Here is a 25333-nt window from a genome sequence, read left to right as displayed (position 1 = left end):
CAGGGAACCCGGTGACACGGAACCGCTGACAGAGACCTGACGGAGCGTCGGACCGCTGTCCGGCCTCCGGGCTGACAGCCGGTCAGTACACTGGCGGGACACGTGTGGTGCGGCGGAACTCATCCGCCGCACCACTCGGCATTGTCCGGACCGGCGTCACTTGACGCAGGCATCTCCAGTGAGTTGCATACGTTCTGTGATCACATACCGGACACCGGGAGCCACATCATGGACCCGGTGATCGTCGTCGGCGCGGGGCCCGTCGGACTGTCCCTGTCCCTCGCCCTGGCCGGCCAGGGCGTGCCCTGCGTCGTGCTCGACGAGGGATCCGGCAAGGACGCGCCCCGCCCCGCCCGCACCGTCGTCCTGCACGCCGACACCGCCGCCATGGTGCACCGGCTGGGCTGTACGACCCTGCGCGACGAGGGCGCCCACTTCACCGCCTGGCGCACCATGCGGCGCGGCCGCGACTCCCAGCGGATCACCTTCGAGGACGGCCCGGCCCCGATCCACCTGCCCCAGCACGCCCTGACCCGCGGACTGCGCGACGCCGCCACCGCGCACCCCCTGGTCCAGCTGGTCACCGAGAGCAGGCTCGACGCCCTGGAGCAGGACGGCCGCGGGGTCACCGCCCACACCCGGGGCGCGGAGACCACGTGGTGGCGCGGTAGCCATCTGGTCGGCTGCGACGGGGCCCGCTCCACCGTGCGCAAACTCCTCGGCATCCGATTCCCCGGCCGAACCGCCGTCGAACGGCACGCCGTTGCCGCCCTGCGCACCGAACTCCCCTGGCCGGGCGAAGCCTTGCTGCACCGCAGCCCGCCCGACGAGGTCACCGCCCGGCCGCTGGCCGACGGGGTGTACCGGCTGGACTGGCTGCTCCCGGCGCGCGGGGACCTCGTCACCCCCGACGCCCTGGTCACCCTCATCCGCGACAGCCTCGCGCTGTGGTGCGGGGGCACGACGCCCCCGTACGAGCTTCTCGACACCGGGGTCCACACACTGCACCACCGGCTCGCCCGGCGCTGGCGCGACGGCCGCGCCTTCCTCGCCGGGGACGCGGCGCACCTGCTCGGCGCACTCGGCACCCAGGGCGTCGAAGAAGGGCTGCGGGACGCCGAGAACCTCGCCTGGAAGCTCTCCCTCGACTGGCACCAGGGGGCTTCCGAAGCGCTCCTCGACAGTTACGAGGCCGAGCGCCGCAGGGCCGTGGCCGCCCGGCTGCGCGCCGCCGACCAGGCCATGCCCGCACTGCGCTCCGGGGGCGGGCTGCGCGCCTACCTCCCCGGAGCCTCACGGACCGCCGAATCCCTCCTCGCCGACGGCCACTTGGGGCGCGGCCCGCTGGGCGCCGAGCCGGTGTACGCCCCGCCCGTGGCCGTCCACGAGGTCCCCACCGCCACCGAGCCGGGCGGGCCCGTCGAGAACGTCCCGGTGACCGCACCCGACGGCTCGACGGTGCCGCTGCGCGACCAGGTGGGGCGGGGCCGGCTGCTCGTCGTCCTCGTCGCCCCGGGCACCGGCGTCTGGGACCGGCGCCACTGGCTGGGCGCCGGCCTGATGCCCCGCCTCGCGGCGGCGGTCGCCGCGCTGCCGGTCCGGGCGGCGCTGCTCGTCGCGGACGGCTACCCCGGGGCAGCGGCGCACACCGTGCTCCTCGTACGGCCGGACGGGCATCTCGCGGCGACGTTCGCCGGGGTCCACCCCGCCGAGCTGTACGAGGCCGCGGACGCGGTACGCCACGACGCGCCGGCCCCGGCCCCGGCCGCCACCGGCTTGCCCGCCATCGCTCCCGTGATCGATTGACCCTCCGGCCGAGTCGTGCTTCACTCGCGGACATGACCGGCAACGACGTACGCCTGTGGCGGAGGGTCCATATGGACCTGCTCCGCTACGCGGGCTGCGTATGTCGCCCTTCCTGCTGATTCGCCGATTCGCCCTTCTTCGCGCGCCCTTCGTGTGCCGCGCACCCTCGCGAACCCCCAGGACGGTCATCCTCCATGTCTGTGACCACGCACGCCCCGGCCCCTGCTCCGGCCTCCGCCGGCGCCGCTCCGGCCATCTCGGCTGCGGATCTCCTCGCCTTCACCCTGCGCACCGCCTCCGACCCCGAGCTGATCGCCTCCCTGCCCCTCGACCCCGAGGGCCGGACGTGGATCCGGCTCGACGGCCCGGGCGGCAGTGAGGCCTGGCTGATCGGCTGGCCGCCCGGCACCGGCACCGGCTGGCACGACCACGCCGAGTCTCGGGGCGCCTTCACCACCGCGAGCGGACGGCTCACGGAACACTCCCTGGCGGTCCGCCTCCCCTCGGAGGGCTGGCAGTCGCTCTCGCTGGCCCCCGACGTGGACCGGACGCGCGGACTGGAGGCGGGATCCGGGCGGGCCTTCGCAGAGCACCACGTGCACGAGGTGCTCAACGAATCCACGACCGAGCACGCGATCTCCGTCCACGCGTACTACCCGCCGCTGCCCCTGATCCGCCGCTACAGCCGCACCGGCCCGGTGCTCACGCTGGAGCAGGTCGAGCGTCCGGCGGACTGGCAGTGAGCGGCATCGACGCCCTCGTGGAGCGGCTGCGGACCACGTACACGCGGGTGGACGCGGCCCAGGCACACGCGGAGTCCCTGACCGGGGCGCTCCTGGTCGACATCAGGTACCAGGCCCTGCGCGAGCGGGACGGGCTGATTCCGGGCGCGCTGGTCATCGAGCGCAACGAACTGGAATGGCGCCTCGACCCCGAAGGCTCCCACCGCCTCCCGGAGGCGGTGGACCACGGCATCCGCGTCATCGTCATCTGCAACGAGGGCTACGCGTCCACCCTCGCGGCGGCCTCGCTCCACGCGCTGTCCCTGCCGAACGCGACGGACCTCACGGGCGGCTTCCAGTCCTGGAAAGCGGCAGGGCTCCCCACCGCCCCCTCGGCCGGGGTCTGAGGCGCGGGGGCCCGGGGGCCGGGCCTGGGCCGGCCCCACTCCGCCCGGCCTCGACGCACGCCTCGGCCCCGGGTCACGCCATCAGATCGTCGGCGTCTTCGCCTTCCGCCTCCAGCGCTCGGCGGACCACCCGCAGGGCCATGCCCTCGGGGTATCCCTTGCGGGCGAGCATTCCCGCGAGGCGCCGGATCCGCTTGTCCCGCTCCAGGCCCCGGGTCGAGCGGAGCTTGCGCTCCACCAGCTCCCGGGCGGTCTCCTCCTCCTGGTCGGAGTCCAGCTGTTCCAGGGCCTCTTGCACGAGGGTGGGGGCCACCCCCTTGGTACGGAGCTCCTGCGCGAGCGCCCGGCGGGCCAGCCCCCGGCTCCGGTGGCGGGACTCGACCCAGGCCCCGGCGAACGCGGCGTCGTCGATCAGGCCCACCTCCTCGAACCGGGAGAGGACCTGCTCCGACACCTCCTCGGGGATCTCCCGCTTGGCCAGGGCCTCCGCGAGCTGCCGCCGGGTGCGCGGCATCCCGGTGAGCAGGCGCAGGCAGATGGCCCGCGCCTGCTCCTCGGGACTCTGGGGCGGCAGCTCCTGGCCGCCGTCGCGGCCTTCCGTACGACGGCCTTCTTCACGGGGGCCCTGCGCACGACGGCCGTTGCGACGGCTTTCCCGGCGGCCGGCGGCGCCGTCCCCTTCCTGCTCCCACACGGGTCAGCTCTTGGCGACGGCGGCCTTGACCGCGGTCTTGGCCTTCGACGCGGGGGCGGGCACGGCCGCCGTGTCGGCGGACGCGTCCGCGCCGGCCTCGGCCGTGGCGGCGGCCGAGGTGTCCTTGCGGATACCGACGCCCAGCTTTTCCTTGATCTTCCGCTCGATCTCGTCGGACAGGGCGGGGTTGTCGCAGAGGAACTTCCGCGCGTTCTCCTTGCCCTGGCCGAGCTGGTCGCCCTCGTACGTGTACCAGGCACCGGCCTTGCGGACGAAGCCGTGCTCCACGCCCATGTCGATCAGGCCGCCCTCGCGGCTGATGCCGTGGCCGTAGAGGATGTCGAACTCGGCCTGCTTGAACGGCGGCGCGACCTTGTTCTTGACGACCTTGACCCGGGTGCGGTTGCCGACCGCGTCGGTGCCGTCCTTGAGGGTCTCGATACGCCGGATGTCGAGGCGCACGGAGGCGTAGAACTTCAGCGCGCGGCCACCGGTGGTGGTCTCCGGCGAGCCGAACATCACACCGATCTTCTCGCGGAGCTGGTTGATGAAGATCGCGGTGGTCTTGGTCTGGCTGAGCGCACCGGTGATCTTCCGGAGGGCCTGACTCATCAGACGGGCCTGGAGACCCACGTGCGAGTCGCCCATCTCACCCTCGATCTCCGCGCGCGGCACGAGCGCCGCGACGGAGTCGATGACGATCAGGTCGATCGCGCCGGAGCGGACCAGCATGTCCACGATCTCCAGCGCCTGCTCGCCGGTGTCCGGCTGGGACAGGATGAGGTTGTCGGTGTCGACACCGAGGGCCTTGGCGTACTCGGGGTCGAGCGCGTGCTCGGCGTCCACGAAGGCGACGGTGCCGCCGGCCTTCTGCGCGTTGGCCACGGCGTGCAGGGTCAGGGTCGTCTTACCGGAGGATTCCGGTCCGTACACCTCGACAACGCGGCCGCGCGGCAGTCCACCGACGCCGAGCGCGATGTCCAGTGCGGTCGATCCGGTCGGGATGACCTCGATGGGGTCGTTCGGCTTGTCGCCGAGACGCATCACGGCGCCCTTGCCGAACTGCCGTTCAATCTGTGCGAGAGCGGCGTCGAGAGCCTTCTCACGGTCGTTGCCTGCCATGGGTTCCACCCGATTTGCTTGAGTCGATCGCTTCACGCCATTGACGCTAACGCCTGCCACTGACAACGCGGTCCCGCGTCCGGTTTGGCTGTGGATAACCAATAAGAATGCGTGTTCGATTTCCGTGTCAAGCGCACCACGCCGGACCCGCCCGCCGATGCCGCCGATGCCCGTCAGTGGGGACACGAACGCGGCGCGGGTGCCGGGGCGGGTGAATTCCACGGTGGCGCGGGAGAGCCGCGGCTAGGGGGTGTGGTCGTCGGCGGTGAGGCAGACGCGGCGTCCCGGCCGGTGAGGAACCAGGTGCGGGCGCAGGCCAGTGCCGGCAGGCTGGCCATGGAGCCGCCGCTGGTCAGTACGCCGCCGCTGCGGTCGGGCAGTGCGGCCGGCGACGCCAGGTCGCGGACCGTTCCGGCTTCGAGGGCCATCAGGGCGTGCTCGCCCATTGCCGCTCGTCACCCACTTGCCGGTCGAATCCGGCCGGGCCCCCGACGTGCGTCCTCCGGGATCGCCGGCGTACCGCGCTACTTGCCAGGAGCCCGGTAGCGGATCTGCTGGGCTTTGCGCAGGGCCTCCAGTGTTTCGTCGACGCTCAGGAGAACGGTCGTCTCGAACGAGCTCAGCGCGCCACCGCCGCTGATCGCCAGGGCCACGGAGGCCATGGACACGTTGTCCGGGGCTTCCCAGAGGTTGTAGCCGTCGTGCGTGCCGAAGGCGTACCAGAAGCCGTGGAGTTTTCCGCCGGCGGATTCGATGTACGACCGGGCGGCCTCCGCGCGGTCCTCGGGGTGGCCCATCAGCCGCGCCCAGGTCTCCGGGGTGTAGCTGAACCTCGACAGATAGAGCGGCATCGCGCGCCTCCTTCGCTTCGTCGATGGATCGCACGGCGCTCGGTCACACGCACCCGCGGGTGGCATGATCGACCGCCATGACGGACGACACCTCCAGCATGTTCCCTGCCGGCCGCACCGCGCTCATCGTGCGGATGCCCGAAGCGGAACCCGTCGTGGGCGACTGGCGCGGCCGGCTCGACCCCGCGGCCCGGGCCGGGGTCCCGGCACATGTGAGCGTGCTCTATCCGTTCCTGGAGGAGGGCTTGATCGACGCCTCGGTCCACGCCTCGATCGCCGCGGTCCTGCACCCCCACCATGCCTTCGACCTGCGCTTCGAGCGGACCGGCCGGTTCCCGGGGATGCTCTACCTCGCCCCCGAGCCGGACGCCCCGCTGCGCCGGCTGACCCGTTCGGTCGCCGAGCGCTGGCCGGAGGCCCCGCCGTACGGTGGCCGCCACCCCGACACGGTCCCGCACCTCACCGTGGCCCAGGGCGCCGGGGAGGCGGAGCTGGACGCCGCAGAGGCGGACCTCGCCGGCCGGCTCCCGCTCGCCGCCCGCGTCTCCTCGGTGGACCTGGTGGCCCACGACGGCACGGCCTGGCGCGAGCGCGCGAGGTTCCCCCTCCGGGAACCCGGAAAGTGACAACCGCGGGTTGACACCCTTCCGACTGTCAACCTAGGGTTGCACTCATGACGAACCCTTCGGTGGAACCCGTTCGCATGACCAATCCGGTACGCCTCGACGACCTCATCGAGGCCATCAAGAAGGTCCACACCGACACCCTGGAGCAGCTCAGCGGCGCCGTCGTCGCCGCCGAGGCCCTCGGGGACGTCGCCGACCACCTCATCGGCCACTTCGTCGACCAGGCCCGCCGCTCCGGCGCCTCCTGGACCGACATCGGCCGCAGCATGGGCGTCACCCGTCAGGCCGCGCAGAAGCGCTTCGTCCCCAAGCCGGACAAGGAGGGCGACGCGGGGCTCGATCCCAGCCAGGGCTTCGGCCGCTTCACCCCGCGCGCCCGCAACGTGGTGGTGACCGCGCAGAACGAGGCCCGCGCCGCCGGCAACACCGAGATCCGCACCGAGCACCTCGTCCTCGGGCTACTGGCCGAGCCCGACGGCCTCGCGGCCCACGCCGTCGCCGCCCAGGGGATCGCCGCAGGCGACGTACGCGCCGCCGTGACCGCCTCCCTGCCCCCGGCCGTGGCGGACGTCCCCGACCTGATCCCCTTCGACGCCCCGTCGAAGAAGGCCCTGGAACTCACCTTCCGCGAGGCCCTGCGCCTCGGCCACAACTACGTGGGCACCGAACACATCCTGCTCGCGCTCTTGGAGCTGGAGAACGGAACGGGTCCGCTCAGCGGCCTCGGCGTGGACAAGGACGCCGTGGAGAACTGGGTCACCGACGCCCTGGCAGCCGTACTCGCCTCCTCGGACGAGGCGGCGAAGTAGAGGCGTCCGCCTCGGCTGTCAGCGCGTACCGCTTCACGTACGCGCCGAGGAAGGCCTGCATCGTGGCCACGGCCGGGATCGCGATGAGCGCCCCGACCGCGCCCAGCAGGGCGGTACCCGCGATGACCGATCCGAAGGCCACCGCCGGGTGGATGTCCACCGTCTTCGAGGTCAGCTTCGGCTGGAGCACGTAGTTCTCGAACTGCTGGTACACCACCACGAATCCGAGCACGTACAGCGCGTACCAGGGGCTGACCGTGAAGGCGAGCAGCATCGGCAGCGCGCCCGCCAGGTAGGTGCCGATGGTGGGGATGAACTGGGACACCAGCCCCACCCACACCGCGAGCGCGGGCGCGTACGGCACGCCCAGCACCGCGAAGCAGATGTAGTGCGCGATCCCGGAGATCAGCGCCATCAGCCCGCGCGAGTAGAGGTACCCGCCCGTCTTGGTGACGGCGATCTCCCACGCCCGCAGCACCTCCGCCTGCTTCGCGGGCGGCAGTACGGAGCACAGGGCGCGGCGCAGCCGCGGCCCGTCGGCGGCGAAGTAGAAGGAGAACAGACCGATCGTCAGCAGCTTGAAGAGTCCGCCGAGCACGGTGGCGGACACGTCGAGCACGCCGCTCGCGCTGTTCTGCACGTACTTCTGGAGCCAGTCCGAGTGCAGCAGGCTGTCCTGGATGTCCAGCCGGGACAGGTCCGTGTGGAAGGTGTCGTTGATCGAGCCGATCAGCGAGTCGAGGTAACCCGGAAAGCCTTCCACCAGGTCGACGATCTGCGCGGCGAGTACCGAGCCGAGCAGGACGACGAATCCCGCGCCGGCGACGAATACCCCGAGGGACACCAGGAAGGTGGCGAGTCCGCGGCGCATGCCGCGGGCCGCCATCCGGGCCACGGCCGGTTCGATCGCGAGCGCGAGGAAGAACGCGATCAGGATGTTGATGAGCAGCCCGATCAGCTGGTGGAAGGCCCAGCTGCCGAGTTGGAAACAGGCCACGAGGGCCAGTACGAGGACCACGGCGCGCGGTAGCCAGCGTGGCATCCGGGCCTCCGCCGCAGCCCCCGCGCCGGGACCGCCCGGCCCCGCGGGACCGCCCGCCCCGGGGCCCGGCACCTGCGCGTCTCCCGCACCGGTCCCGCTCCCGCTCCTACGGGGCCCTGCCGCCGAGGCGTCTGACGCCCCCGCCGGGCCGGGCGGGGGCGTGCCCGGGGGGTCTGCGGGCTGGTCGGTCGTCTCTTCGCTGGCTGCCACGGCGCCCAGTCTGGCCCACCGGCGCCGCGTACCGCGAAGGCGTCGCGCGCACCGCGCCCCACACCGGCCGCCCGGCGGCCCGACCGCCGGCCCTCCCGCCCGGCGCTACCGCAGCGAGGCGGGCACGTCGACCGCCGAACACACGGCGCGCCACACGTCCTTGGTCTCCCAGCCCGCGTCCAGCGCCTGGTGGACCGTGCGTCCTCCGAGCTCCGTCATGACGTGGTCCCGCGCGAAGGAGTCCGCGTAGCCCGCGCCGAAGTGCTCGGCCATCCGCTCCCAGAAAATCGTCAACCGCATGCCTCCAGTATCCCGCCCCGGAGAGTGCACCCGCCCCGTTCGGGCCACCTCGGCGCAGCGCGGGCCCCTACGGTTTCCGGCATGCCTGGAGACGAGACTCGCGCCCCGGCGGCGCCGGCGGCGATGAGCGCACTGGCCCGCGCCGAGCAGTTCATCTGGCTCACGGCACGCGTGCTGGAGCAGCGGAGGTTCGCGTTCCATTTCCTCGGCGGGGACGCCGACCCGGTGGATGCCGCCCTCGGCGCCTACCTCGGCGGCGACGGCGGCTACGGCCACGCCCTCGACCCGGATCTGCGCGGCCCGCTGAGCCACCCGCTGCACACCGCCCACGCCCTGCGCGTCCTGGACGGCCTGGGCCGCTGCGCCGGACAGCGCATCGAGCGGCTCTGTGCCCACCTGGCCCGGATCTCCACCCCGGACGGGGCGCTCGCGGTGACCGCTCCGGCCCCCGGCGGCTACCCGGCGGCCCCCTTCCACCCACTGCGCGACGATCCGCCGGGCGACCTGCTGGCCACCGGCCCCGTCGTCGGGCTCCTGCACCGCAACCGGGTGTGGCACGCATGGCTGTTCCGGGCGACGGACTTCTGCTGGGACCGGGTGGAGAACCTGCGCCACTGGCACCCGTACGAGATCCAGGGCGCGGTGGCCTTCCTGGACGGGGTACCCGACCGGTCCCGGGCCGCGGCGGCCGCCGACCGGCTGGGACGGCTGGTGCGCGAGCACCGGCTCGTCGTACTGGACCCCGCGCGGCAGGACGCGTACCCGCCGGTGCCCGGGCACGCGCCGGGCGAGCACCTGTACCCGTACGACCTCGCCCGCCGCCCGGAGTCCCTCGCCCGCGGCTGGTTCACGGACGCGGAGCTGGGCGGCGCGCTGCACTTCCTGGCCGGCCGGCAGCAGCCGGACGGCGGCTGGCCGGTGGACCGAGGGGAGTGGGCGCCGGGCAGCTCGCTGGAGCGGCGCCCGATCGCCACGGTGGAGGCGCTGCTGACCCTGCGCGCGTACGGCCGGCTCCCGGCCGCCGCTAGCCTCCCAGGGCCCGCAGCCCCGCGGTGACGAGGACGGCGGCCGCGACCACGACGAGGAAGGGAGCCCGCATCAGCAACGCGACCGCGGCGGCGGCGAGCCCGGCGGCGCGGGCGTCGAGCACCAGCTCCTGGCCGGTGGCGAAGGTCTGCTGCGCGGTGAGCGCGGCGAGCAGTGCGACCGGCAGGAGCGCGGCGAGCTTGCGCACCGCGGGCCGTTCCAGGGCTCCGGCGGGGACGAGCAGTCCGGCGAGCTTCACGGCGTAGCAGCCGACCACGGTGAGTCCGATGGCGATCCAGACGTTCACGAGCGTCGTCCCTTCATCCACAGCACGATCGGCGCGGCCAGCGCCGCGATCAGCACGGGCACCCCGGCGGGGAGCACGGGCAGCAGGCCCAGCCCCAGCACGAGGGCGAGCCCGGCGACGGCCCGCTCGGTGGAGGTCTTCAGCATCGGCGCGAGCAGTGCGAGGAACACGGCGGGCCCGGCGGCGTCCAGCCCCCACGTCCTGGTGTCCCCGATGGCCTCGGCGCCGAGCGCGCCGAGCAGGGTGGTGAGGTTCCACAGGACGTAGAGGCTCAGCCCGGTCACGGTGAAGCCGAGCCGGGCCGATTTGCGGTCGGGCTGGGCCAGGGCCACGGCGGTGGTCTCGTCGATCACCCAGTGCGCGGCGAGCGGCCGCACGGCCTTGGGCAGCGCGAGCAGCTGGGACAGCCTCAGCCCGTAGAAGGCGTTGCGGGTGCCGAGGAAGAAGGCCCCGGCAGCGGCCGTGAAGGGGTTCCCGCCGGCGGCCAGTGCCCCGACCAGCGCGAACTGCGAGGCCCCGGTGAACACCAGCAGACTCAGCACGCAGGCCTGGAGGGTGCTGACCCCCGCCCCGGCCGCGGTCACCCCGAAGGCGAACCCGGACAGCCCGACCGCCACTCCGACGCCGAGCGCGTCCCGGACCACGGCAGCGCGCGGCTTGTCCGTGACCTCGGCCCCCGCCCCGACCACGGGCACGGCCCCAACCACAGGCCCGGTGGCCTCGTCGGGGACTTCTGGTATCACCATCTGATGTTCTCCCACGCCCCGAAATTACGCAGGGAGCGGCATCCGGGTCTTGTACGTTCTTGCACCATGCGTGAGGTGATCAAGGAAATGGCGGACCGGCTGGCCCAGGTGCCCGGCGTGAGCGGAGTCATGCTCGGCGGCAGCCGGGCCCGCGGCGAGCACCGGCCGGAATCGGACTGGGACCTCGGCGTCTACTACCGCGGCGACGCACTCGACCTCGGCGCGCTGCGCGCGCTGGCCGGACCGGGCGTGGACGTGGCCGGCCCGGGCGGCTGGGGGCCCTGGGTCGACGGCGGTGCGTGGCTGAAGGTCGACGGCGTGGCGGTGGACTGGATCCTGCGGGACCTGGACCGGGTCGAGCGGGTCTGGGAGGACTGCCGCGAGGGCCGCTACGAGGTGGGCGTGCAGCCGGGGCACCCGCTCGGCTTCTGGTCCCCCTGCTACCCGGGCGAGGTGGCCCTCGGCCAGGTCCTGGCGGACCCGACGGGCGGGCTGGCCGCCCTGCGCACCTCGGTCTCGGCCTACCCGGAGCCGCTGCGGGACGCCTTGATCGCGGGGGCCTGGGAGGCGGAGTTCCTCGCAGCGGGCGCCGCGAAGGGCGCGGCCCGCGCGGACGGCCTGTACGTCTCGCTGTGCCTGTCCAAGGCCTTCGGCATCCTCGTCCAGGCGCTCTTCGCGGCGGACCGGCGCTGGTGCCTGAACGAGAAGGGTGCCCTGGCCGCCGCCGAGGCCCTGCCGTCCGCTCCGGCCGGCTTCGGCGAGCGCGTACGGACCCTGCTGGGCGTGCAGGGCACGACGGCGTCCTCCCTGACGGCGACGGTGGCCGAGGCCCGCACCCTGGTCGAGGAGACCCGGGCGGCGCTGGCGCTCTAGGCGTCTCGGCGGCTCACCGAGCAGGGCGGTGAGTTCCGCCCGACCTCACCCGCCCGGCGGAGCTGCTGCACTGGCTCGACTGGCAGCACGCCGGCTACGTCTTCGACCCCCGCCGGGTCGGTGCTCCCGGACCGGCCGGGTCCGGACGGGGCTGCCGTCCGGGGCCCACCGGTACGTGCGTACCGTCGTGATCTCCGCGAACCCGGCCGTGGACAGTGCGGTGCGCAGCTCTCCCTCCGCCTCCGCAACGCAGTACGGCGCCGCGCGGCCCATGAGACAGGCCTTCGCCGCAAGCGGGGCGAAGGCCGCCACGAGTTCGGTGTGCGGTCCGGTCACCCCGCCGATGACGACGAAGCCCGAGTCCGCGAATCGTCCGGCCCACCCCGCCACGGTCACCCGGCCGCCGTCGAGCAGAACCACGGTGTCCCCCCGGCCGCCTCGGCCGTACGCGGCCCAGCCGTCGGCCTCCACCTCGGCCAGCGGCGTCGCGTGCGGGCCGCTCGCGGCGGCCAGCTCGCGTACCTGTGCGTCCGAGAGGTCGGAGCGCACCTGGGTCCCGCCGCACCCGCGAGATCACCGCGAACTCCCCCGCCAGCAGCGACCGCTCCGGATCCGCGGTGAACCCGGCCGCCTCCAACTCCTCGGCCAGGACCGGGGGGTCCGCCCCGTACACCGCCCGCTCCAGCCCGTCCATGATCCAGATGCTAGCCAGCCGCCCGACCCCGCCGGTAAGCCCCCGGCGGGACCCCCACGATGCGGGTGAAGTGCCGGTTCAGGTGTGGCTGGTCGGTGAAGCCGACGGTGACGGCCGCCTCCGCCGGCGGGATTCCCGCGTCGAGCAGCCGGCGCGCCCGCCGGACCCGGGCGTCGGTCAGCCAGGTGTGCGGAGGCATGCCGTACCGGTCCCGGAAGGCCCGCAGCAGGGCGAAGGGGCTCGTGCCCAGCTCCGCCGCGAGCTGCTCCAGCGACGGGGGCTCCCCCATCCGCTCCTCCAGTACGGCCCGGGCCCGCTCCGCGTCGGCGGCGCCCGCGCGGCCTGCGCTGCGGGCGGGCAGCGGTCCGGCGTGCCGGGTCAGCATCCGGGCCACCACCCCGCGCAGCAGGGTGTCGGCGGCCAGCGCGTTGCCGGCCTCGGCGGCCCGGTGGACCTCGGTGATGGCCAGCGAGGCCTGCGGGTCGGCGACCATGGCGGCGGTGAAACCGGGGGTTCCGCGCAGGGTCCCGATCTCGGTGGCGACCTCGGTGATCAGCGCCCGGGAGGGGTAGAGGGTGGCGTAGGCCCAGCCCTCGGGGGCCCCGGCGCGGGCGGTGTGCGGGACCTCGGGGTTGATCAGGACCACGCTGCCGGGCCCGGCGCGCAGGGTGTCTCCCGGCAGGCCGATCTCCTCGACGCCGCCGGTGACGGCCGCGATGACGTACCCGTCGTGGGCGTGGCGCGGGAAGGTGTGGCGTACGTAGTGGGCGCGCAGCAGGTCCAGCCCGGGCAGTTCCGCGTACTGCCAGTGCCGCGCCCACTCCCGGCGGCCCTCGTCCGCTCCGGTGCCCGTGCCCATCCCCCCATTCTGCGCCCCGCCCCGCCGGGGCGTTTGCGCAGGTCCGCCCGCTTGTCAGTGGGCGGGTGCACGATGGGGGCATGTCCGCAGCCGCGCTCGACTCGTTCTCCCCCGCGACCCGTTCCTGGTTCACGGGGGCCTTCGTCGCGCCCACCCCCGCCCAGGAGGGCGCCTGGCGGGCCATCGGGGCGGGCTCGGACGTGCTGGTGGTGGCCCCCACCGGCTCCGGCAAGACCCTGGCCGCCTTCCTCGCCGCCCTCGACCAGCTCGCCTCGACCCCTCCCCCGGCGGACCCGAAGAAGCGCTGCCGGGTGCTGTACGTATCGCCCCTGAAGGCACTGGCGGTGGACGTGGAGCGCAATCTCCGCAGCCCGCTGACCGGTATCCGGCAGGAATCGGTGCGCCTGGGGCTGCCCGAGCCGGAGATCCGGGTCGGGATCCGTTCCGGTGACACCCCGCCGGCCGAGCGGCGCGCACTGGTGACCCGGCCGCCGGACATCCTGATCACCACGCCCGAGTCGCTGTTCCTGATGCTGACCTCGGCGGCCCGCGACGCCCTGGCGGGGATCGAGACGGTGATCCTGGACGAGGTGCACGCGGTCGCCGGGACCAAGCGCGGCGCCCATCTCGCACTGTCCCTGGAGCGGTTGGACGAGCTGCTGCCCCGCCCCGCGCGCCGGATCGGGCTCTCGGCGACGGTCCGCCCGGTGGACGAGGTGGCCCGGTACCTCGCACCGCGCGGCAAGGTGGAGATCGTCCAGCCGCCCTCCACCAAGGAGTTCGACCTGTCGGTGGTCGTTCCGGTCGAGGACATGGGCGAGTTGGGCGGCTCCCCCGCCACCGAGGGCAAGGAGGGTGGCGACAAGCCCTCCATCTGGCCGCATGTGGAGGAGCGGATCGCGGATCTGGTCCAGGCCCACCGGTCCACCATCGTGTTCGCCAACTCCCGGCGCCTCGCCGAGCGCCTGTGCAACCGGCTCAACGAGATCGCGTACGAGCGGGCCACGGGCGGCCCGCTCCCCGAGGGTCCGCCGCCGGCCGAGATCATGGCCCAGTCGGGCGCCGCCCAGGGCGCTCCGCCGCTGCTGGCCCGCGCCCACCACGGCTCGGTGTCCAAGGAGCAGCGGGCGCTGGTGGAGGAGGACCTGAAGGCGGGCCGGCTGCCCGCCGTGGTCGCCACCTCCAGCCTGGAGCTCGGCATCGACATGGGCGCGGTGGACCTCGTCATCCAGGTGGAGTCCCCGCCCTCGGTGGCCTCCGGGCTCCAGCGCGTGGGCCGGGCCGGGCACCAGGTGGGCGCGGTGTCCACCGGGGTCGTCTTCCCCAAGTACCGGGGCGACCTCGTGCAGGCCGCCGTGGTCACCGAGCGGATGCGCACGGGCTCGATCGAGTCCCTGCGGATCCCCTCGAACCCACTGGACGTGCTCGCCCAGCAGCTCGTCGCGATGACCGCGATGGACACATGGCAACTGGACGACCTGCTCGCCCTGGTGCGGCGGGCGGCCCCCTTCGCGGCGCTGCCGGACTCGGCGTTCACGGCGGTGCTGGACATGCTGGCCGGCCGCTACCCGTCGGACGCCTTCGCGGAGCTCCGGCCCCGGGTGGTGTGGGACCGCGTCGCCGGGACGATCACCGGCCGGCCCGGCGCACAGCGGCTCGCGGTCACCTCGGGCGGGACCATCCCGGACCGCGGCCTCTTCGGCGTCTTCCTGGCCGGGGCGGACCCGAAGAAGGGCGGCGGCCGGGTCGGCGAGCTCGACGAGGAGATGGTCTACGAGTCCCGCGTCGGCGACGTCTTCACCCTCGGCACCACCTCCTGGCGGATCGTGGACATCACCCGCGACCGCGTCCTGGTCACCCCCGCCCCCGGGGTCCCGGGCCGCCTCCCGTTCTGGAAGGGCGACCAGCTGGGCCGCCCGCTGGAACTGGGCCGGGCGGTCGGCGCGTTCCTGCGCGAGCTCGGCGGCCTCACCGCCGAGGACGCCCGCCTGCGCCTGCTGGCGGCGGGGCTGGACACCTGGGCCGCCGAGAACGTCCTGTCCTACCTCGCCGAACAGCGCGAGGCCTGCGGCCACGTACCGGACGACCGGACCATCGTCGTCGAGCGGTTTCGCGACGAGCTCGGCGACTGGCGGGTCGTCGTCCACTCCCCCTTCGGCGCCCAGGTGCACGCCCCCTGGGCGCTGGCACTCGGCGCCCGCCTCTCCGAGCGGTACGGGATGGACGCGCAGGTCATGCACGCCGACGACGGCATCGTGCTCCGCCTGCCGGACGCGGACCTGCTGAGCATGGACCTGGACCTGCTGGACCACGACCCGGCGCCGAACCGGTCCTTCGACTTCGACGACGAGAAGCCCCCGCTGGGCGCGGCCGACATCGCCTTCGACCACGGCGACATCCAGCAGATCGTCACCGACCAGGTGGGCGGCTCCGCGCTGTTCGCCTCCCGCTTCCGCGAGTGCGCGGCGCGCGCCCTGCTGCTGCCGCGCCGCAATCCCGGCAAGCGCACCCCCCTGTGGCAGCAGCGCCAGCGCGCCTCACAGCTCCTCCAGGTGGCCTCCGAGTTCGGTTCGTTCCCGATCGTGCTGGAAGCCGTACGGGAATGCCTGCAGGACGTCTTCGACGTGCCGGGACTGACCGAGCTGATGGGGGACATCGAGGCCCGCCGGGTCCGCCTGGTCGAGGTCACCACCGTCGAGCCCTCCCCCTTCGCCCGCTCCCTGCTCTTCGGGTACGTCGCGCAGTTCCTCTACGAGGGCGACTCGCCCCTCGCCGAGCGCAGGGCGGCCGCACTGTCGCTGGACTCGCGGCTGCTGGCCGAGCTGCTGGGCCAGGCGGAGCTGCGCGAGCTGCTCGACGCGGAGGTCCTGACGGAACTGGAGCGGGAGCTGCAGTGGCTGACGGAGGACCGGCGGGCCAAGGACGCCGAGTCGGTGGCCGACCTGCTGCGCCTGCTGGGGCCCCTCACCCCGGCCGAGCTGGCCGCCCGCGGCGCGCAGCCGCAGTGGGCGCAGTCGCTCTCCGCCGCCCGCCGGGCGATCCGGGTCCGGATCGGCGGCGAGGACCACTGGGCGGCCATCGAGGACGCGGGCCGGCTGCGCGACGCGCTGGGCACGGCGCTCCCGGTGGGCGTTCCGGAGGCGTTCACCGAGCCGGTGAAGGACCCGCTCGGCGACCTCCTGGCCCGGCACGCCCGCACCCACGGCCCCTTCACCACGGTCACCGCCGCCGCCCGCTTCGGGCTGGGCACGGCCGTGACGGACGGCGCACTGCACCGGCTCGCGGCGGCCGGGCGGGTGGTCCAGGGCGAGTTCCACCCGGCGGGCATCGGCCAGGAGTGGTGCGACGCCACGGTACTGCGCCGGCTGCGCCGCCGCTCGCTCGCGGCGCTGCGCCAGGAACTGGAGCCGGTCCCGCCGGCCTCCCTCGCCACCTTCCTCCCCCAGTGGCAGCACCTGGGCGGAGCCCTGCGCGGCGTCGACGGCCTGGCCCGCGCGATCGAACAGCTCCAGGGCGCGGCCGTGCCCGCCTCCGCGCTGGAACGCCTGATCCTCCCCTCCCGGGTGGCGGACTACTCCCCCACGCTCCTGGACGAGCTCACCACCACGGGCGAGGTCCTCTGGGCGGGCGCGGGAGCCCTTGCGGGCAAGGACGGCTGGGTCTCCCTCTACCTCGCGGACGCGGCCCCGCTTCTCCTCCCCCCGCCGCATCCCCTGGAGCTCAGCCCGCTGCACGCGGCGGTCCTCGACGTGCTGGCCGCCGGATACGGGCTGTTCTTCCGCCAGCTCGCGGACCGGGTCCGCACACTGCACCCGGACGCCTCGGACGGGGACCTCTCCGCCGCCGTCTGGGACCTGGCGTGGTCGGGGCGGCTGACCAATGACACCCTCGCCCCCCTGCGCTCCCTCCTCGGCTCTGGCCGCACGGCGGGCGCCACCGCCCACCGCGCACGCCGCACGATCCCCCGCGGCCGCTACGGCACGCTCACCACCCCCACCTCCCGTACGGGCCCGCCCACGGTGTCGGGCCGCTGGTCCCTCCTCCCGGCCCACGCCCCGGATCCGACCCACCGCGCGCACGCCCTGGCCCGCACCCTGCTGGACCGCCACGGGGTGGTGACCCGCGGCGCGGTGGCCGCGGAAGGGGTGCAGGGCGGCTTCAGCGCCGTCTACCGCGTCCTGTCCGCCTTCGAGGACAGCGGCCAGGCCCGCAGGGGCTATGTGGTCGAAGGCCTGGGCGCGGCCCAGTTCGCCATGGACGGCGCGGTCGACCGCCTCCGCGCCGCCGAGCGGACCCCGCCCCCTCTCGCCGCGGTGGTCCTCGCCGCCGCCGACCCGGCGAACGCCTACGGCGCCGCCCTGCCCTGGCCGGAGCCCCCGTCCGGCGCCACCCACAAGCCGGGCCGCAAGGCGGGCTCCCTGGTGGTCCTGGTCGACGGTGAACTCACCCTCTACCTGGAGCGCGGCGGCAAAACCCTCCTGGCCTGGCCCCCGCCGGACGACCCCCGCCTCACAGCCGCCCTGTCCGCCCTGACGGCGGCCTCCCTCAAGGGCACCCTCCCCGCCCTCACCGTGGAACGCGTCAACGCCGCCCCCTCCCTCACCTCCCCCTACGCCCCACCCATCGAAGCCACCGGCTTCCACGCCACCCCCCAAGGCCTCCGCCTCCGCCACTGACCCCCGCCGACCGGCCTCCGCCACCCATCCCCTCCTACCGGCCCCCCAGCCCGGCCGGCCCGGCAACCGGGGCACTCCGACACCCCCGGCCGCCCCGGCAACCCCGAATCCAGCGCCCAGCAGCCCGGACACCCGGGAACGCCGCTTCGAACCCGGAGCGCAGCCCAGGGCCCGGGCCGGGAGCAGCCCGGGAACGAGCTCGGGCCCAGCGCGACCCGGCCCGGAACCGGCCGGATTCGGGACCCGGGCGCAGCCCAACCCCGGCCCGAAACCACCCGGAATCGGAACCCGGGCCCAGCCCACGAACCGGACCCGGACCCGTCCCAGCACGGCTCCACAAGCCATGCCCGGAGCCGCCCCCGGGGCGGGCCCCAGTGCGCCAGCCCGCCGGATGGGTTCCGGCGCGCAGCTCAGAGGCGGGACCCGGGGCTCAGCCCAAGGGAACCGAACCGGGGGCTCAGCCCACCAACCGGGCCCGGGACATCGCCCACCGCTCTGGCCCGGATTGCAGCCCCGGGGATCCGGTCACTGGGCGCAGCCCAGCCAACGGGTTCCGCGCCCGGCCCGGCCAAGCGCACCCCAGGGCGCGGCCCAACTGAGGACAGGCCGCAGCCCAGCAACCAGGTCCGGGACCCAGCCACCACCCCGGCCGGGGGACGCAGCCCCGGCGCCCCGCACCCGCGTAGGCAGCCCCAGCGCCAGCCCCAGCCCCGGACCCGGGACAGGGCGCAGTGCAGCGCAGCGCAGCACAGCTCCAGGGCTCCGGGCCCAGCCCGACGCTCCGCACCCCGCGGACTCAGCCCATCCGGGGACGGGGCGAAGCCCAAGAACCGGGTCCGGGGCGCAGCCCCGGGGAACGGGGGAAGGGCGGGGCGGGGAGCAAGCCCCGCGCAGCGGCGCCCGCAGCCTCCGCCCCACCAGCCCCACTCCGCAGGAGAATGGACGCATGCCCGAAGGAGACAGCGTCTACCGCGCCGCGGCCCGGCTCCGCGAAGCCCTCGCGGGCAGGGAACTCACCCGCTCCGACCTCCGCGTCCCCCGCTTCGCCACCGCCGACCTCACCGGCCTCACCACCCTCGCCGTCGTCCCCCGGGGCAAGCACCTCCTCATCCGCTTCGGCCCGCCGGCAGCAGCCGATCCCGAACCAGGCACCGGCGAAGCCGCAGCCACCGGACCCAGGCCGGCCCCCAGCCACCTCCTCACCCTCCACACCCACCTCCGAATGGACGGAGCCTGGCGCATCCTGCGAACCACTCCCACCGGACAACCCCGCCTGCCAGGCCCCGCCCACGAGATCCGGGTGATCCTCGGCACCGCCGACCACACCGCCGTCGGATACCGCCTCCCCGTCGTCGAACTGCTCCGCACCGCCGATGAGCACCACGCCGTCGGCCACCTGGGCCCCGACCTCCTCGGCCCCGACTGGGACGAGGCCACCGCCGCCGCGAACCTTCTCGCCGCCCCCGCCCGCCCCCTCGGCGAGGCCCTCCTCGACCAGCGCAACCTGGCCGGCATCGGCAACATCTACAAGGCCGAGCTCTGCTTCCTCGCCCAGGTCACCCCCTGGACCCCGGTCGGCGATCTGCCGGCGAGCACCCTCCCCCGGCTGGCCGGCGCCGCACGCCGGCTCCTCGAAGCGAACAAGGCCCGCCACCGCAACACCACCGGCAGCCGCCGCCCCGGGCAGGACCTGTTCGTCTACGGCCGCCGCCACCGCCCCTGCCTGCGCTGCGGCACCTTCGTCCGGGAGGCCCCCCAGGACGGCCGCCCCACGTACTGGTGTCCCCGCTGCCAATCCGGCCCGACACCGTAGTTGACGCCCCGTCAGATCTGGTCGTACCGTCCCCGCATGCCCTCACCCAGCGCGTACGAACTCACCGGCCGCACCGCCCTGATCACCGGCGCCGCCAGCGGCATAGGCCGGGCCACCGCCGTTCTCCTCGCAGAGGCGGGAGCGGCCGTGCACTGCGCGGACCGCGACGCCCAGGGCCTCCAGGAAACCGTCGAGCTGATCGCCAAGGCCGGCGGCCGAGCCACCGCCCACGTCCTCGACGTGACCGACCGCGCCTCGATCAAGGCGGCGATCTCGCAGGCCGGCCCCCTCGACATCACCGCCGCGATCGCCGGGATCATGCACAGCAGCAGCGTCCTGGACACGTCCGACGAGGACCTGGACCGGGTCCTGGACATCAACTTCAAGGGGGTGCTGCGCACCTGCCAGGAGGCCGCCCGCGCCATGATCGCGGCCGGCCGGCCGGGTTCGATCATCACCATGGCCTCCGGCGCCGTGGACGCCGCCCAGCCCGGCCTGCTCTGCTACAGCGCCGCCAAGGCCGCCGTCGTCCAGTTGACCAAGACCCTCGCCACCGAGGCCGGCCCGCACGGCATCCGCGTCAATGCGGTCGCGCCCGGCTGGATCCGCACCCCGATGACCGGCCGGCACAGCCCCGAGGTCCAGGAGCAGACCGAGGCGATGATGACGCGGATGTCCCCGCTGCGGCGCGTGGGCGAGCCCGAGGACATAGCCCAGGCGGTGCTCTACCTCGCCTCGGACGCCTCGTCCTTCATGACGGGCCAGATTCTTCGCCCGAACGGTGGAGTTTCGATGCCCTGGTAGACGATTCCCCTGCCCCGGGCTCCCACGCCCCCGAAGCCCCGGCCTCCCACTCCCCGGCGGCCACCGGCCCGGCGGGGAACCCGTCCCCGCCGCCCCCCGCGCCCTCGCGTACGCCCGCCCTACGTCGACGGCCACCCACCGGCCCCGGCACGCAGTGCACCGGCAGCAGGCCCAGCCCCCATCCTCCGACGGCGACCGCACCCTCCACCGGCCCGGCCTCGGCCGGCGCCAGCACGAGGCGCAGCACGGCCCACCACCACAGGACGCCCACCGACAGCGCGAGGGCCAGGCCCACGGGTATACCCAGCAACCGCCGCACGGCCACCTCCAGGGGCCGGAGACCCGAACGGGCCCATCCTCCCGTACCCCGCCCGCACCCGCACCCCCTCGGCGCCCGCACGCGCACCGCCCCGGAGCCGGACCGGCCCACCGCCCCCGGAACGCCCAGGAGCCCCGGCCGGTACCCGAAGGCACCGGCCGGGGCTCCGGCCACACTCATACGCTCGGCACACGCGCTCACGCGCACGGGCCTACGTCACGCACACATTCACGCGGCTACGACGTTCACCGCTTCCACGGGCGCCTTGATGGTCACCCGTTCCGGGCCACCCGTGACCGAGGCCACGGATACCGAATTGAGCATCGGGCGGACCGGTGCGGACACCGGTTCGCTCGCCGCGGCGGACTGAGCCAGCTCGGCGAGCGAGAGCTCGTCGCTGACTTCCCGCATCAGCTCTGACATCCGTACGTCAAGCGCGTCGCAGATCGCGGAGAGCAGCTCGGAGGATGCCTCCTTCTGCCCCCGCTCCACCTCGGAGAGATAGCCGAGCGAAACTCGGGCGGATGAGGAGACTTCGCGCAGAGTACGGCCCTGGCGCTGGCGCTGCCGACGCAGCACGTCACCCAGCAGGCGACGGAGCAGAATCATCGGTGGCTCCCTCCTCTGACCGTGTAGCCGTAACCTTCACGCCCCACCGTACCGCCTCGCGCGGCGGCCGTGCGGGGAGCGATGTCGTGTTCACTCAGGGCTGCAAACATCAAATCCCCCCGTCCTGTTCCGTTTCCTGCCCCCGCCGATTGTCGCGGAGTTCGCTCGCGAGCAGCTCGAGCACTGTCCGTGCACTCTCTCTACGAATTTCCGCACGGGAGCCTTTCAACCTCAGGGCGGCAGTTTTCCTGCTCCCAGGACCCGCCACGGCGACGAAAACGGTGCCCACCGGCTGTCCGTCCTGCGGGTCGGGGCCGGCCACCCCGGTGGTGGCTATGCCCCAGGAGGCGCCGAGCAGACGCCGTACTCCGGCCGCCATCTCTTCCGCGACCTGCGGGTTCACCGCGCCTTCAGCTTCCAGCAGCCCGGCGTCCACGCCCAGCACCTGGTGCTTCAGCTCGGTCGCGTACGCCGTGACGGAGCCGCGGAAGGACCGGGAGGCACCCGGGACGGCCGTGAGCTCCGCGGCGACCATGCCGCCGGTCAGCGACTCCGCCACAGCGACCGTGGCGTCACTCTCCGCAAGGAGCCGCAGCACATCAGCCGCAATCGCCCCACTGTCCCCGGCAGCCCCGTTGGTCTTGCATGCCGCTTCGCCGGTCACAGGAGAATCACCCGCGTCTTGCGGGCCCGCGCCATCCCCCGGCGTGCTCACCGCGCGGCACGCTCCGCGGCGAGCCCCTTGCGCCGGAGTACGACCGCCTCCCGGATGTAATCCAAACCGGTGACAACGGTCAGGACGACGGCGACCGCCATCACCCAGAACCGCAGCATCGCCAGCGGCCCGGTCAGGGCGAGCACGTACATGCCCACGGCGGTGCCCTGGGCCAGGGTCTTCAGCTTCCCGCCCCGGCTCGCCGGAATCACTCCGTACCTGATGACCCAGAAACGCAGGAGGGTGATCCCGAGTTCCCGGCCGAGGATCACTCCGGTCACCCACCAGGGCAGGTCGCCGAGCCACGACAGACACACCAACGCCGACCCCATGATCGCCTTGTCGGCGATGGGGTCGGCGATCTTCCCGAAGTCCGTGACCAGGTTGTACGTACGGGCCAGATGCCCGTCGAAGATGTCGGTGATCATGGCGACGGCGAACGCCGCCCACGCCAGCGCCCGCCAGACGGGGTCGTACCCTCCGTCGGCGAGCAGCAGCATCACGAATCCCGGCACCAGGACCAGCCGGATCATCGTCAGGATGTTGGCGATGTTCCACAGGCTGGCCTGGTTGACCGCCGCCGCGCCCAGCTTCGCGCCGGGCGCGGGCCGGCGGCCGGTCCCGCCCGCCGCAGATGCCGGGGCTCCGGTCATCCGGCCGCCTCCTCAAGATCCAGGCCCAGGGGCTCCGCCACGAGGTCCACACCCAGGGTGCCGACCACCTTCGCCGTGACGATACGCCCCGGGACCAGGCCCGCGCCGTCCGTGAATACGACCTGGCCGTCGGTCTCGGGAGCCTGGTGGGCGGCGCGCCCGTAGGCTCCCTCGCCGTCCTCCGCCTCGTCGATCGGCACGACGGTCTCGACGAGCACTTCCAGCGTCTCCCCGATCCGCTCCTCCGCGCGCTGCGAGGTGAGCTCCTCGGCGAGGCGCTGCATGTGGGCGAGGCGCTCGGCGATGGTGTCCGCGTCCAGCTTGCCGTCGTAGGTGACGGCCTCCGTGCCGTCCTCGTCCGAGTAGCCGAAGACGCCGATGGCGTCGAGCCGCGCGTGGGTGAGGAAGCGCTCCAGCTCGGCGAAGTCCGACTCCTTCTCGCCGGGGAAGCCGACGATGAAGTTGGACCGGACACCGGCCTGCGGGGCCTTGCTGCGGATGGTGTCCAGCAGTTCCAGGAACCGGTCGGTGTCACCGAAGCGGCGCATGGCGCGCAGCACGTCGGGGGCCGAGTGCTGGAAGGAGAGGTCGAAGTACGGGACGACCTTGGGGGTCGAGGTCAGTACGTCGATCAGGCCGGGCCGCATCTCGGCGGGCTGGAGGTAGCTGACGCGGACGCGCTCGATGCCGTCCACCTCGGCCAGTTCGGGCAGCAGGGTCTCCAGCAGGCGGATGTCGCCCAGGTCCTTGCCGTACGAGGTGTTGTTCTCGGAGACCAGCATGATCTCCTTGACGCCCTGCTCGGCGAGCCAGCGCGTCTCGCCCAGCACGTCGCTGGGGCGGCGGGAGATGAAGGAGCCGCGGAAGGACGGGATGGCACAGAAGGAGCAGCGCCGGTCGCAGCCGGAGGCCAGCTTGACCGAGGCCACCGGGCTCTTGTCCAGGCGGCGGCGCAGCGGCGCACGGGGACCGGAGGCGGGTGCGAGGCCCTCGGGAAGGTCCGCGGGGGCCGCCTCGGGCTCCTGGGCGTGGCCGGGCAGGGCCACGTCGGCGCTCTGGCGCTCGGCCGGGCTGATCGGCAGCAGCTTGCGCCGGTCGCGCGGGGTGTGGGAGGCGTGGACGCCGCCGTTGAGGATGGTCTGGAGACGGTCGGAGATATCGGCGTAGTCGTCGAAGCCGAGTACTCCGTCGGCCTCGGGGAGCGCTTCGGCAAGTTCCTTGCCGTAGCGCTCGGCCATACAGCCGACGGCTACGACGGCCTGCGTGCGGCCGTGATCCTTGAGATCGTTGGCCTCCAGCAGGGCGTCCACGGAGTCTTTTTTGGCGGCTTCGACGAAGCCGCAGGTGTTGACGACGGCTACGTCCGCATCGGCGGCGTCCTCGACGAGCTCCCAGCCATCCGCCGCCAAGCGGCCTGCGAGCTCCTCCGAGTCCACCTCGTTACGGGCGCAGCCAAGAGTGACAAGGGCGACGGTACGGCGTTCGGGCATGGGCTCAAGACTACTTCGTCCCGGCACCGGCCCCCGCCTCCCGTCCCGGTACGACAAGATCCCCGGAGTGCGGCGCGGCACCCCGGGGATCCGGAACGATTTATTCCCTGCTGGTCAGCCCGCCTGGGCCTGGCCCTGACGGGGGTCGTCCTTGGTGTATGTGAGACGTTCCACCTGTCCGGGCTGGAATTCGTCCTTGATCTCCTTGCCGTTCACGAAGAGCTTCACGACCCCGGCATCGCCGAGCACCAGGTCGATGGACTCCTTGTCCGTGAACGTCTTCGACTGCCCCGACTGAAGGGTGCCGTCGAAGAGGAGCCGGCCGCTGTGATCCTTGGCCGAGATCCAGCTCTCGCCGTCGTGGGCCGTCAGGACGACCGTGACGAGGTCCTTGGGCGCGGCGGCGATGGCACTGTCAGAGGGCTCGGGCTTGGGTGACGTCGGCGCCGGCGGCGCCTGGACCGAGGGCTTGCCCGCGTTCGGAGTGGGGGCGGGTTTGGGTGCGGCGGAACCTTCCGCCACCGGCCGCTTGGTCTTCTCGTCGGCGCCTCCGAAGGCCGTGAAGCCGACGAAGCCGATCACGGCGACGATGGCGGCGACCATGGCGGCGGTCCAGTTGGGCCGCTGCCGTTCGGGGCGGATTCGCTCGGCTTCGAACCTGGGCGCGGCGGAGGTGGGTGCCGGCCGGCCGCCGTGGGCCGCGTCGTAGCTGTCGATCAGGGGTTCCGGATCGAGTCGTACGGCACGGGCGAGCGTACGGATATGGCCGCGGGCGTAGACATCGCCGCCGCAGCGAGTGAAATCGTCGGATTCGATGGCGTGCACGATCGGAATGCGCACGCGGGTGGTGGAACTGACCTCGTCGACGGTCAGCCCGGCGGCGATCCGGGCCTTCTTGAGGGCCGTCCCGATCGACGGCTCTTCGACGGAAGGTTCGACGATGCGGTCCTCGGACCGGTCGTCGGTCGAAGGCCGCTCTTCTTCGGGGGAGTTGGCGTTGCCGATGGACACGAGGGCGCCTTTCGAGCGTGTAGCCACCTGCGGAAAGTCCAGTCTAGGGGGGTGACGAAAGGGTGGAGCAACCGGAGGGGGGGCTCCCTACGCCATACGAATGGCCAAGAGGCTCCCGCCCGGTGCGGCGACCCGGAACACGCCGCCAC

Annotated in this window: 26 protein-coding genes; 11 read left to right on the top strand and 15 right to left on the bottom strand. The window is 73.5% G+C overall.

Going from position 1 to position 25333, the window contains the following annotated elements:
* The first annotated feature begins 228 nt into the window (after nt 1–228).
* From OTB20_RS33085 to OTB20_RS33075, 4 genes are all read left to right on the top strand, one after another.
* Nucleotides 229–1806, top strand: a complete 1578-nt coding sequence (locus OTB20_RS33085) for an FAD-dependent monooxygenase (protein ID WP_267823272.1) — start codon at nt 229–231, stop codon at nt 1804–1806.
* 32 nt (nt 1807–1838) lie between these two features.
* Nucleotides 1839–1925, top strand: a complete 87-nt coding sequence (locus OTB20_RS42925; protein ID WP_311318651.1) for a putative leader peptide — start codon at nt 1839–1841, stop codon at nt 1923–1925.
* A 75-nt stretch (nt 1926–2000) separates the two neighbouring features.
* Nucleotides 2001–2549: a cysteine dioxygenase gene (locus OTB20_RS33080; RefSeq protein WP_267823270.1), complete on the top strand. Its 549-nt coding sequence runs from the start codon at nt 2001–2003 to the stop codon at nt 2547–2549.
* Entirely contained in the window at nt 2540–2935 is a 396-nt protein-coding gene (locus tag OTB20_RS33075) for a rhodanese-like domain-containing protein (RefSeq protein ID WP_267823303.1), read from the top strand. Before OTB20_RS33080 ends, OTB20_RS33075 begins: the two co-directional genes overlap by 10 nt.
* 73 nt (nt 2936–3008) lie before the next feature.
* Here the strand turns inward: OTB20_RS33075 and recX are convergent, their stop codons facing one another.
* From recX to OTB20_RS33055, 4 genes are all read right to left on the bottom strand, one after another.
* Nucleotides 3009–3629: a recombination regulator RecX gene (recX, locus tag OTB20_RS33070; RefSeq protein WP_267823268.1), complete on the bottom strand. Its 621-nt coding sequence runs from the start codon at nt 3627–3629 to the stop codon at nt 3009–3011.
* Between the two features lie 3 nt (nt 3630–3632).
* A complete protein-coding gene (gene recA / locus OTB20_RS33065; protein ID WP_267823266.1) occupies nt 3633–4751 on the bottom strand; it encodes a recombinase RecA in 1119 nt (372 codons plus the stop codon).
* 173 nt (nt 4752–4924) lie between these two features.
* Nucleotides 4925–5197, bottom strand: a complete 273-nt coding sequence (locus OTB20_RS33060) for a hypothetical protein (protein ID WP_267823264.1) — start codon at nt 5195–5197, stop codon at nt 4925–4927.
* Between the two features lie 78 nt (nt 5198–5275).
* Complete coding sequence (locus tag OTB20_RS33055; protein ID WP_267823262.1) at nt 5276–5602, bottom strand: GYD domain-containing protein; 327 nt, start codon at nt 5600–5602, stop codon at nt 5276–5278.
* A 77-nt stretch (nt 5603–5679) separates the two neighbouring features.
* Here OTB20_RS33055 and OTB20_RS33050 point away from each other — a divergent pair, with 77 nt between their 5' ends.
* On the top strand, nt 5680–6228 hold the full coding sequence (locus OTB20_RS33050; RefSeq protein WP_267823260.1) for a 2'-5' RNA ligase family protein: 549 nt from the start codon (nt 5680–5682) through the stop codon (nt 6226–6228).
* A 47-nt stretch (nt 6229–6275) separates the two neighbouring features.
* Nucleotides 6276–7037 (top strand): Clp protease N-terminal domain-containing protein, encoded by a 762-nt coding sequence (locus OTB20_RS33045; RefSeq protein WP_267823258.1) that lies wholly within the window; start codon nt 6276–6278, stop codon nt 7035–7037.
* On the opposite strand, the gene OTB20_RS33040 is transcribed toward OTB20_RS33045, so the two are convergent.
* Both OTB20_RS33040 and OTB20_RS33035 read right to left on the bottom strand, forming a co-directional pair.
* Entirely contained in the window at nt 6985–8079 is a 1095-nt protein-coding gene (locus tag OTB20_RS33040; RefSeq protein WP_267823256.1) for an AI-2E family transporter, read from the bottom strand. The two genes, OTB20_RS33045 and OTB20_RS33040, sit on opposite strands and share 53 nt — an antisense overlap.
* Nucleotides 8080–8394: 315 nt before the next feature.
* Nucleotides 8395–8589: a DUF3046 domain-containing protein gene (locus OTB20_RS33035; protein ID WP_267823254.1), complete on the bottom strand. Its 195-nt coding sequence runs from the start codon at nt 8587–8589 to the stop codon at nt 8395–8397.
* Between the two features lie 81 nt (nt 8590–8670).
* Between OTB20_RS33035 and OTB20_RS33030 the strand changes: the two genes are divergently transcribed.
* Nucleotides 8671–9645, top strand: coding sequence for a hypothetical protein (locus tag OTB20_RS33030; protein WP_267823252.1), 975 nt, complete (start codon nt 8671–8673; stop codon nt 9643–9645).
* Here OTB20_RS33030 and OTB20_RS33025 read toward each other — a convergent pair.
* Nucleotides 9614–9922, bottom strand: coding sequence for an AzlD domain-containing protein (locus tag OTB20_RS33025; RefSeq protein ID WP_267823250.1), 309 nt, complete (start codon nt 9920–9922; stop codon nt 9614–9616). The genes OTB20_RS33030 and OTB20_RS33025 overlap by 32 nt on opposite strands.
* Entirely contained in the window at nt 9919–10668 is a 750-nt protein-coding gene (locus OTB20_RS33020; RefSeq protein WP_324290445.1) for an AzlC family ABC transporter permease, read from the bottom strand. Before OTB20_RS33020 ends, OTB20_RS33025 begins: the two co-directional genes overlap by 4 nt.
* Nucleotides 10669–10734: 66 nt before the next feature.
* Between OTB20_RS33020 and OTB20_RS33015 the strand changes: the two genes are divergently transcribed.
* Entirely contained in the window at nt 10735–11541 is an 807-nt protein-coding gene (locus OTB20_RS33015; protein ID WP_267823248.1) for a nucleotidyltransferase domain-containing protein, read from the top strand.
* Between the two features lie 45 nt (nt 11542–11586).
* On the opposite strand, the gene OTB20_RS33010 is transcribed toward OTB20_RS33015, so the two are convergent.
* Together OTB20_RS33010 and OTB20_RS33005 are read right to left on the bottom strand one after the other, a co-directional pair.
* Entirely contained in the window at nt 11587–12090 is a 504-nt protein-coding gene (locus OTB20_RS33010; protein ID WP_267823246.1) for a hypothetical protein, read from the bottom strand.
* 155 nt (nt 12091–12245) lie between these two features.
* On the bottom strand, nt 12246–13094 hold the full coding sequence (locus tag OTB20_RS33005; protein WP_267823244.1) for an AraC family transcriptional regulator: 849 nt from the start codon (nt 13092–13094) through the stop codon (nt 12246–12248).
* 80 nt (nt 13095–13174) lie between these two features.
* Between OTB20_RS33005 and OTB20_RS33000 the strand changes: the two genes are divergently transcribed.
* The 3 genes from OTB20_RS33000 to OTB20_RS32990 all read left to right on the top strand — a co-directional run bounded on the left by OTB20_RS33000 (nt 13175) and on the right by OTB20_RS32990 (nt 20387).
* Nucleotides 13175–17770 (top strand): ATP-dependent helicase, encoded by a 4596-nt coding sequence (locus OTB20_RS33000; RefSeq protein ID WP_267823242.1) that lies wholly within the window; start codon nt 13175–13177, stop codon nt 17768–17770.
* Between the two features lie 946 nt (nt 17771–18716).
* Nucleotides 18717–19583, top strand: a complete 867-nt coding sequence (locus OTB20_RS32995; RefSeq protein ID WP_267823241.1) for a DNA-formamidopyrimidine glycosylase family protein — start codon at nt 18717–18719, stop codon at nt 19581–19583.
* A 36-nt stretch (nt 19584–19619) separates the two neighbouring features.
* Nucleotides 19620–20387, top strand: a complete 768-nt coding sequence (locus tag OTB20_RS32990) for an SDR family NAD(P)-dependent oxidoreductase (RefSeq protein ID WP_267823238.1) — start codon at nt 19620–19622, stop codon at nt 20385–20387.
* A 547-nt stretch (nt 20388–20934) separates the two neighbouring features.
* Here the strand turns inward: OTB20_RS32990 and OTB20_RS32980 are convergent.
* From OTB20_RS32980 to OTB20_RS32960, 5 genes are all read right to left on the bottom strand, one after another.
* On the bottom strand, nt 20935–21315 hold the full coding sequence (locus OTB20_RS32980) for a helix-turn-helix domain-containing protein (RefSeq protein WP_112451800.1): 381 nt from the start codon (nt 21313–21315) through the stop codon (nt 20935–20937).
* A gap of 109 nt (nt 21316–21424) precedes the next feature.
* Nucleotides 21425–21979 carry a CinA family protein gene (locus OTB20_RS32975; protein ID WP_267823237.1) on the bottom strand — a complete coding sequence of 185 codons (555 nt, stop codon included), beginning with the start codon at nt 21977–21979 and terminating at the stop codon, nt 21425–21427.
* Nucleotides 21980–22026: 47 nt separating this feature from the next.
* Entirely contained in the window at nt 22027–22683 is a 657-nt protein-coding gene (gene pgsA / locus OTB20_RS32970; RefSeq protein WP_267823235.1) for a CDP-diacylglycerol--glycerol-3-phosphate 3-phosphatidyltransferase, read from the bottom strand.
* On the bottom strand, nt 22680–24173 hold the full coding sequence (rimO, locus tag OTB20_RS32965) for a 30S ribosomal protein S12 methylthiotransferase RimO (protein ID WP_267759113.1): 1494 nt from the start codon (nt 24171–24173) through the stop codon (nt 22680–22682). The genes pgsA and rimO overlap by 4 nt, the downstream gene beginning before the upstream one ends.
* Before the next feature lie 114 nt (nt 24174–24287).
* Entirely contained in the window at nt 24288–25184 is an 897-nt protein-coding gene (locus OTB20_RS32960; RefSeq protein WP_267823233.1) for a helix-turn-helix domain-containing protein, read from the bottom strand.
* Nucleotides 25185–25333 lie beyond the last annotated feature (149 nt).

The organism is Streptomyces sp. H27-H1 (genome assembly GCF_026627445.1).
Taxonomy (GTDB): domain Bacteria; phylum Actinomycetota; class Actinomycetes; order Streptomycetales; family Streptomycetaceae; genus Streptomyces.
The sequence above is the reverse complement of the archived record's forward strand: the minus strand, read 5'-3'. Positions and strand labels throughout refer to the sequence as shown.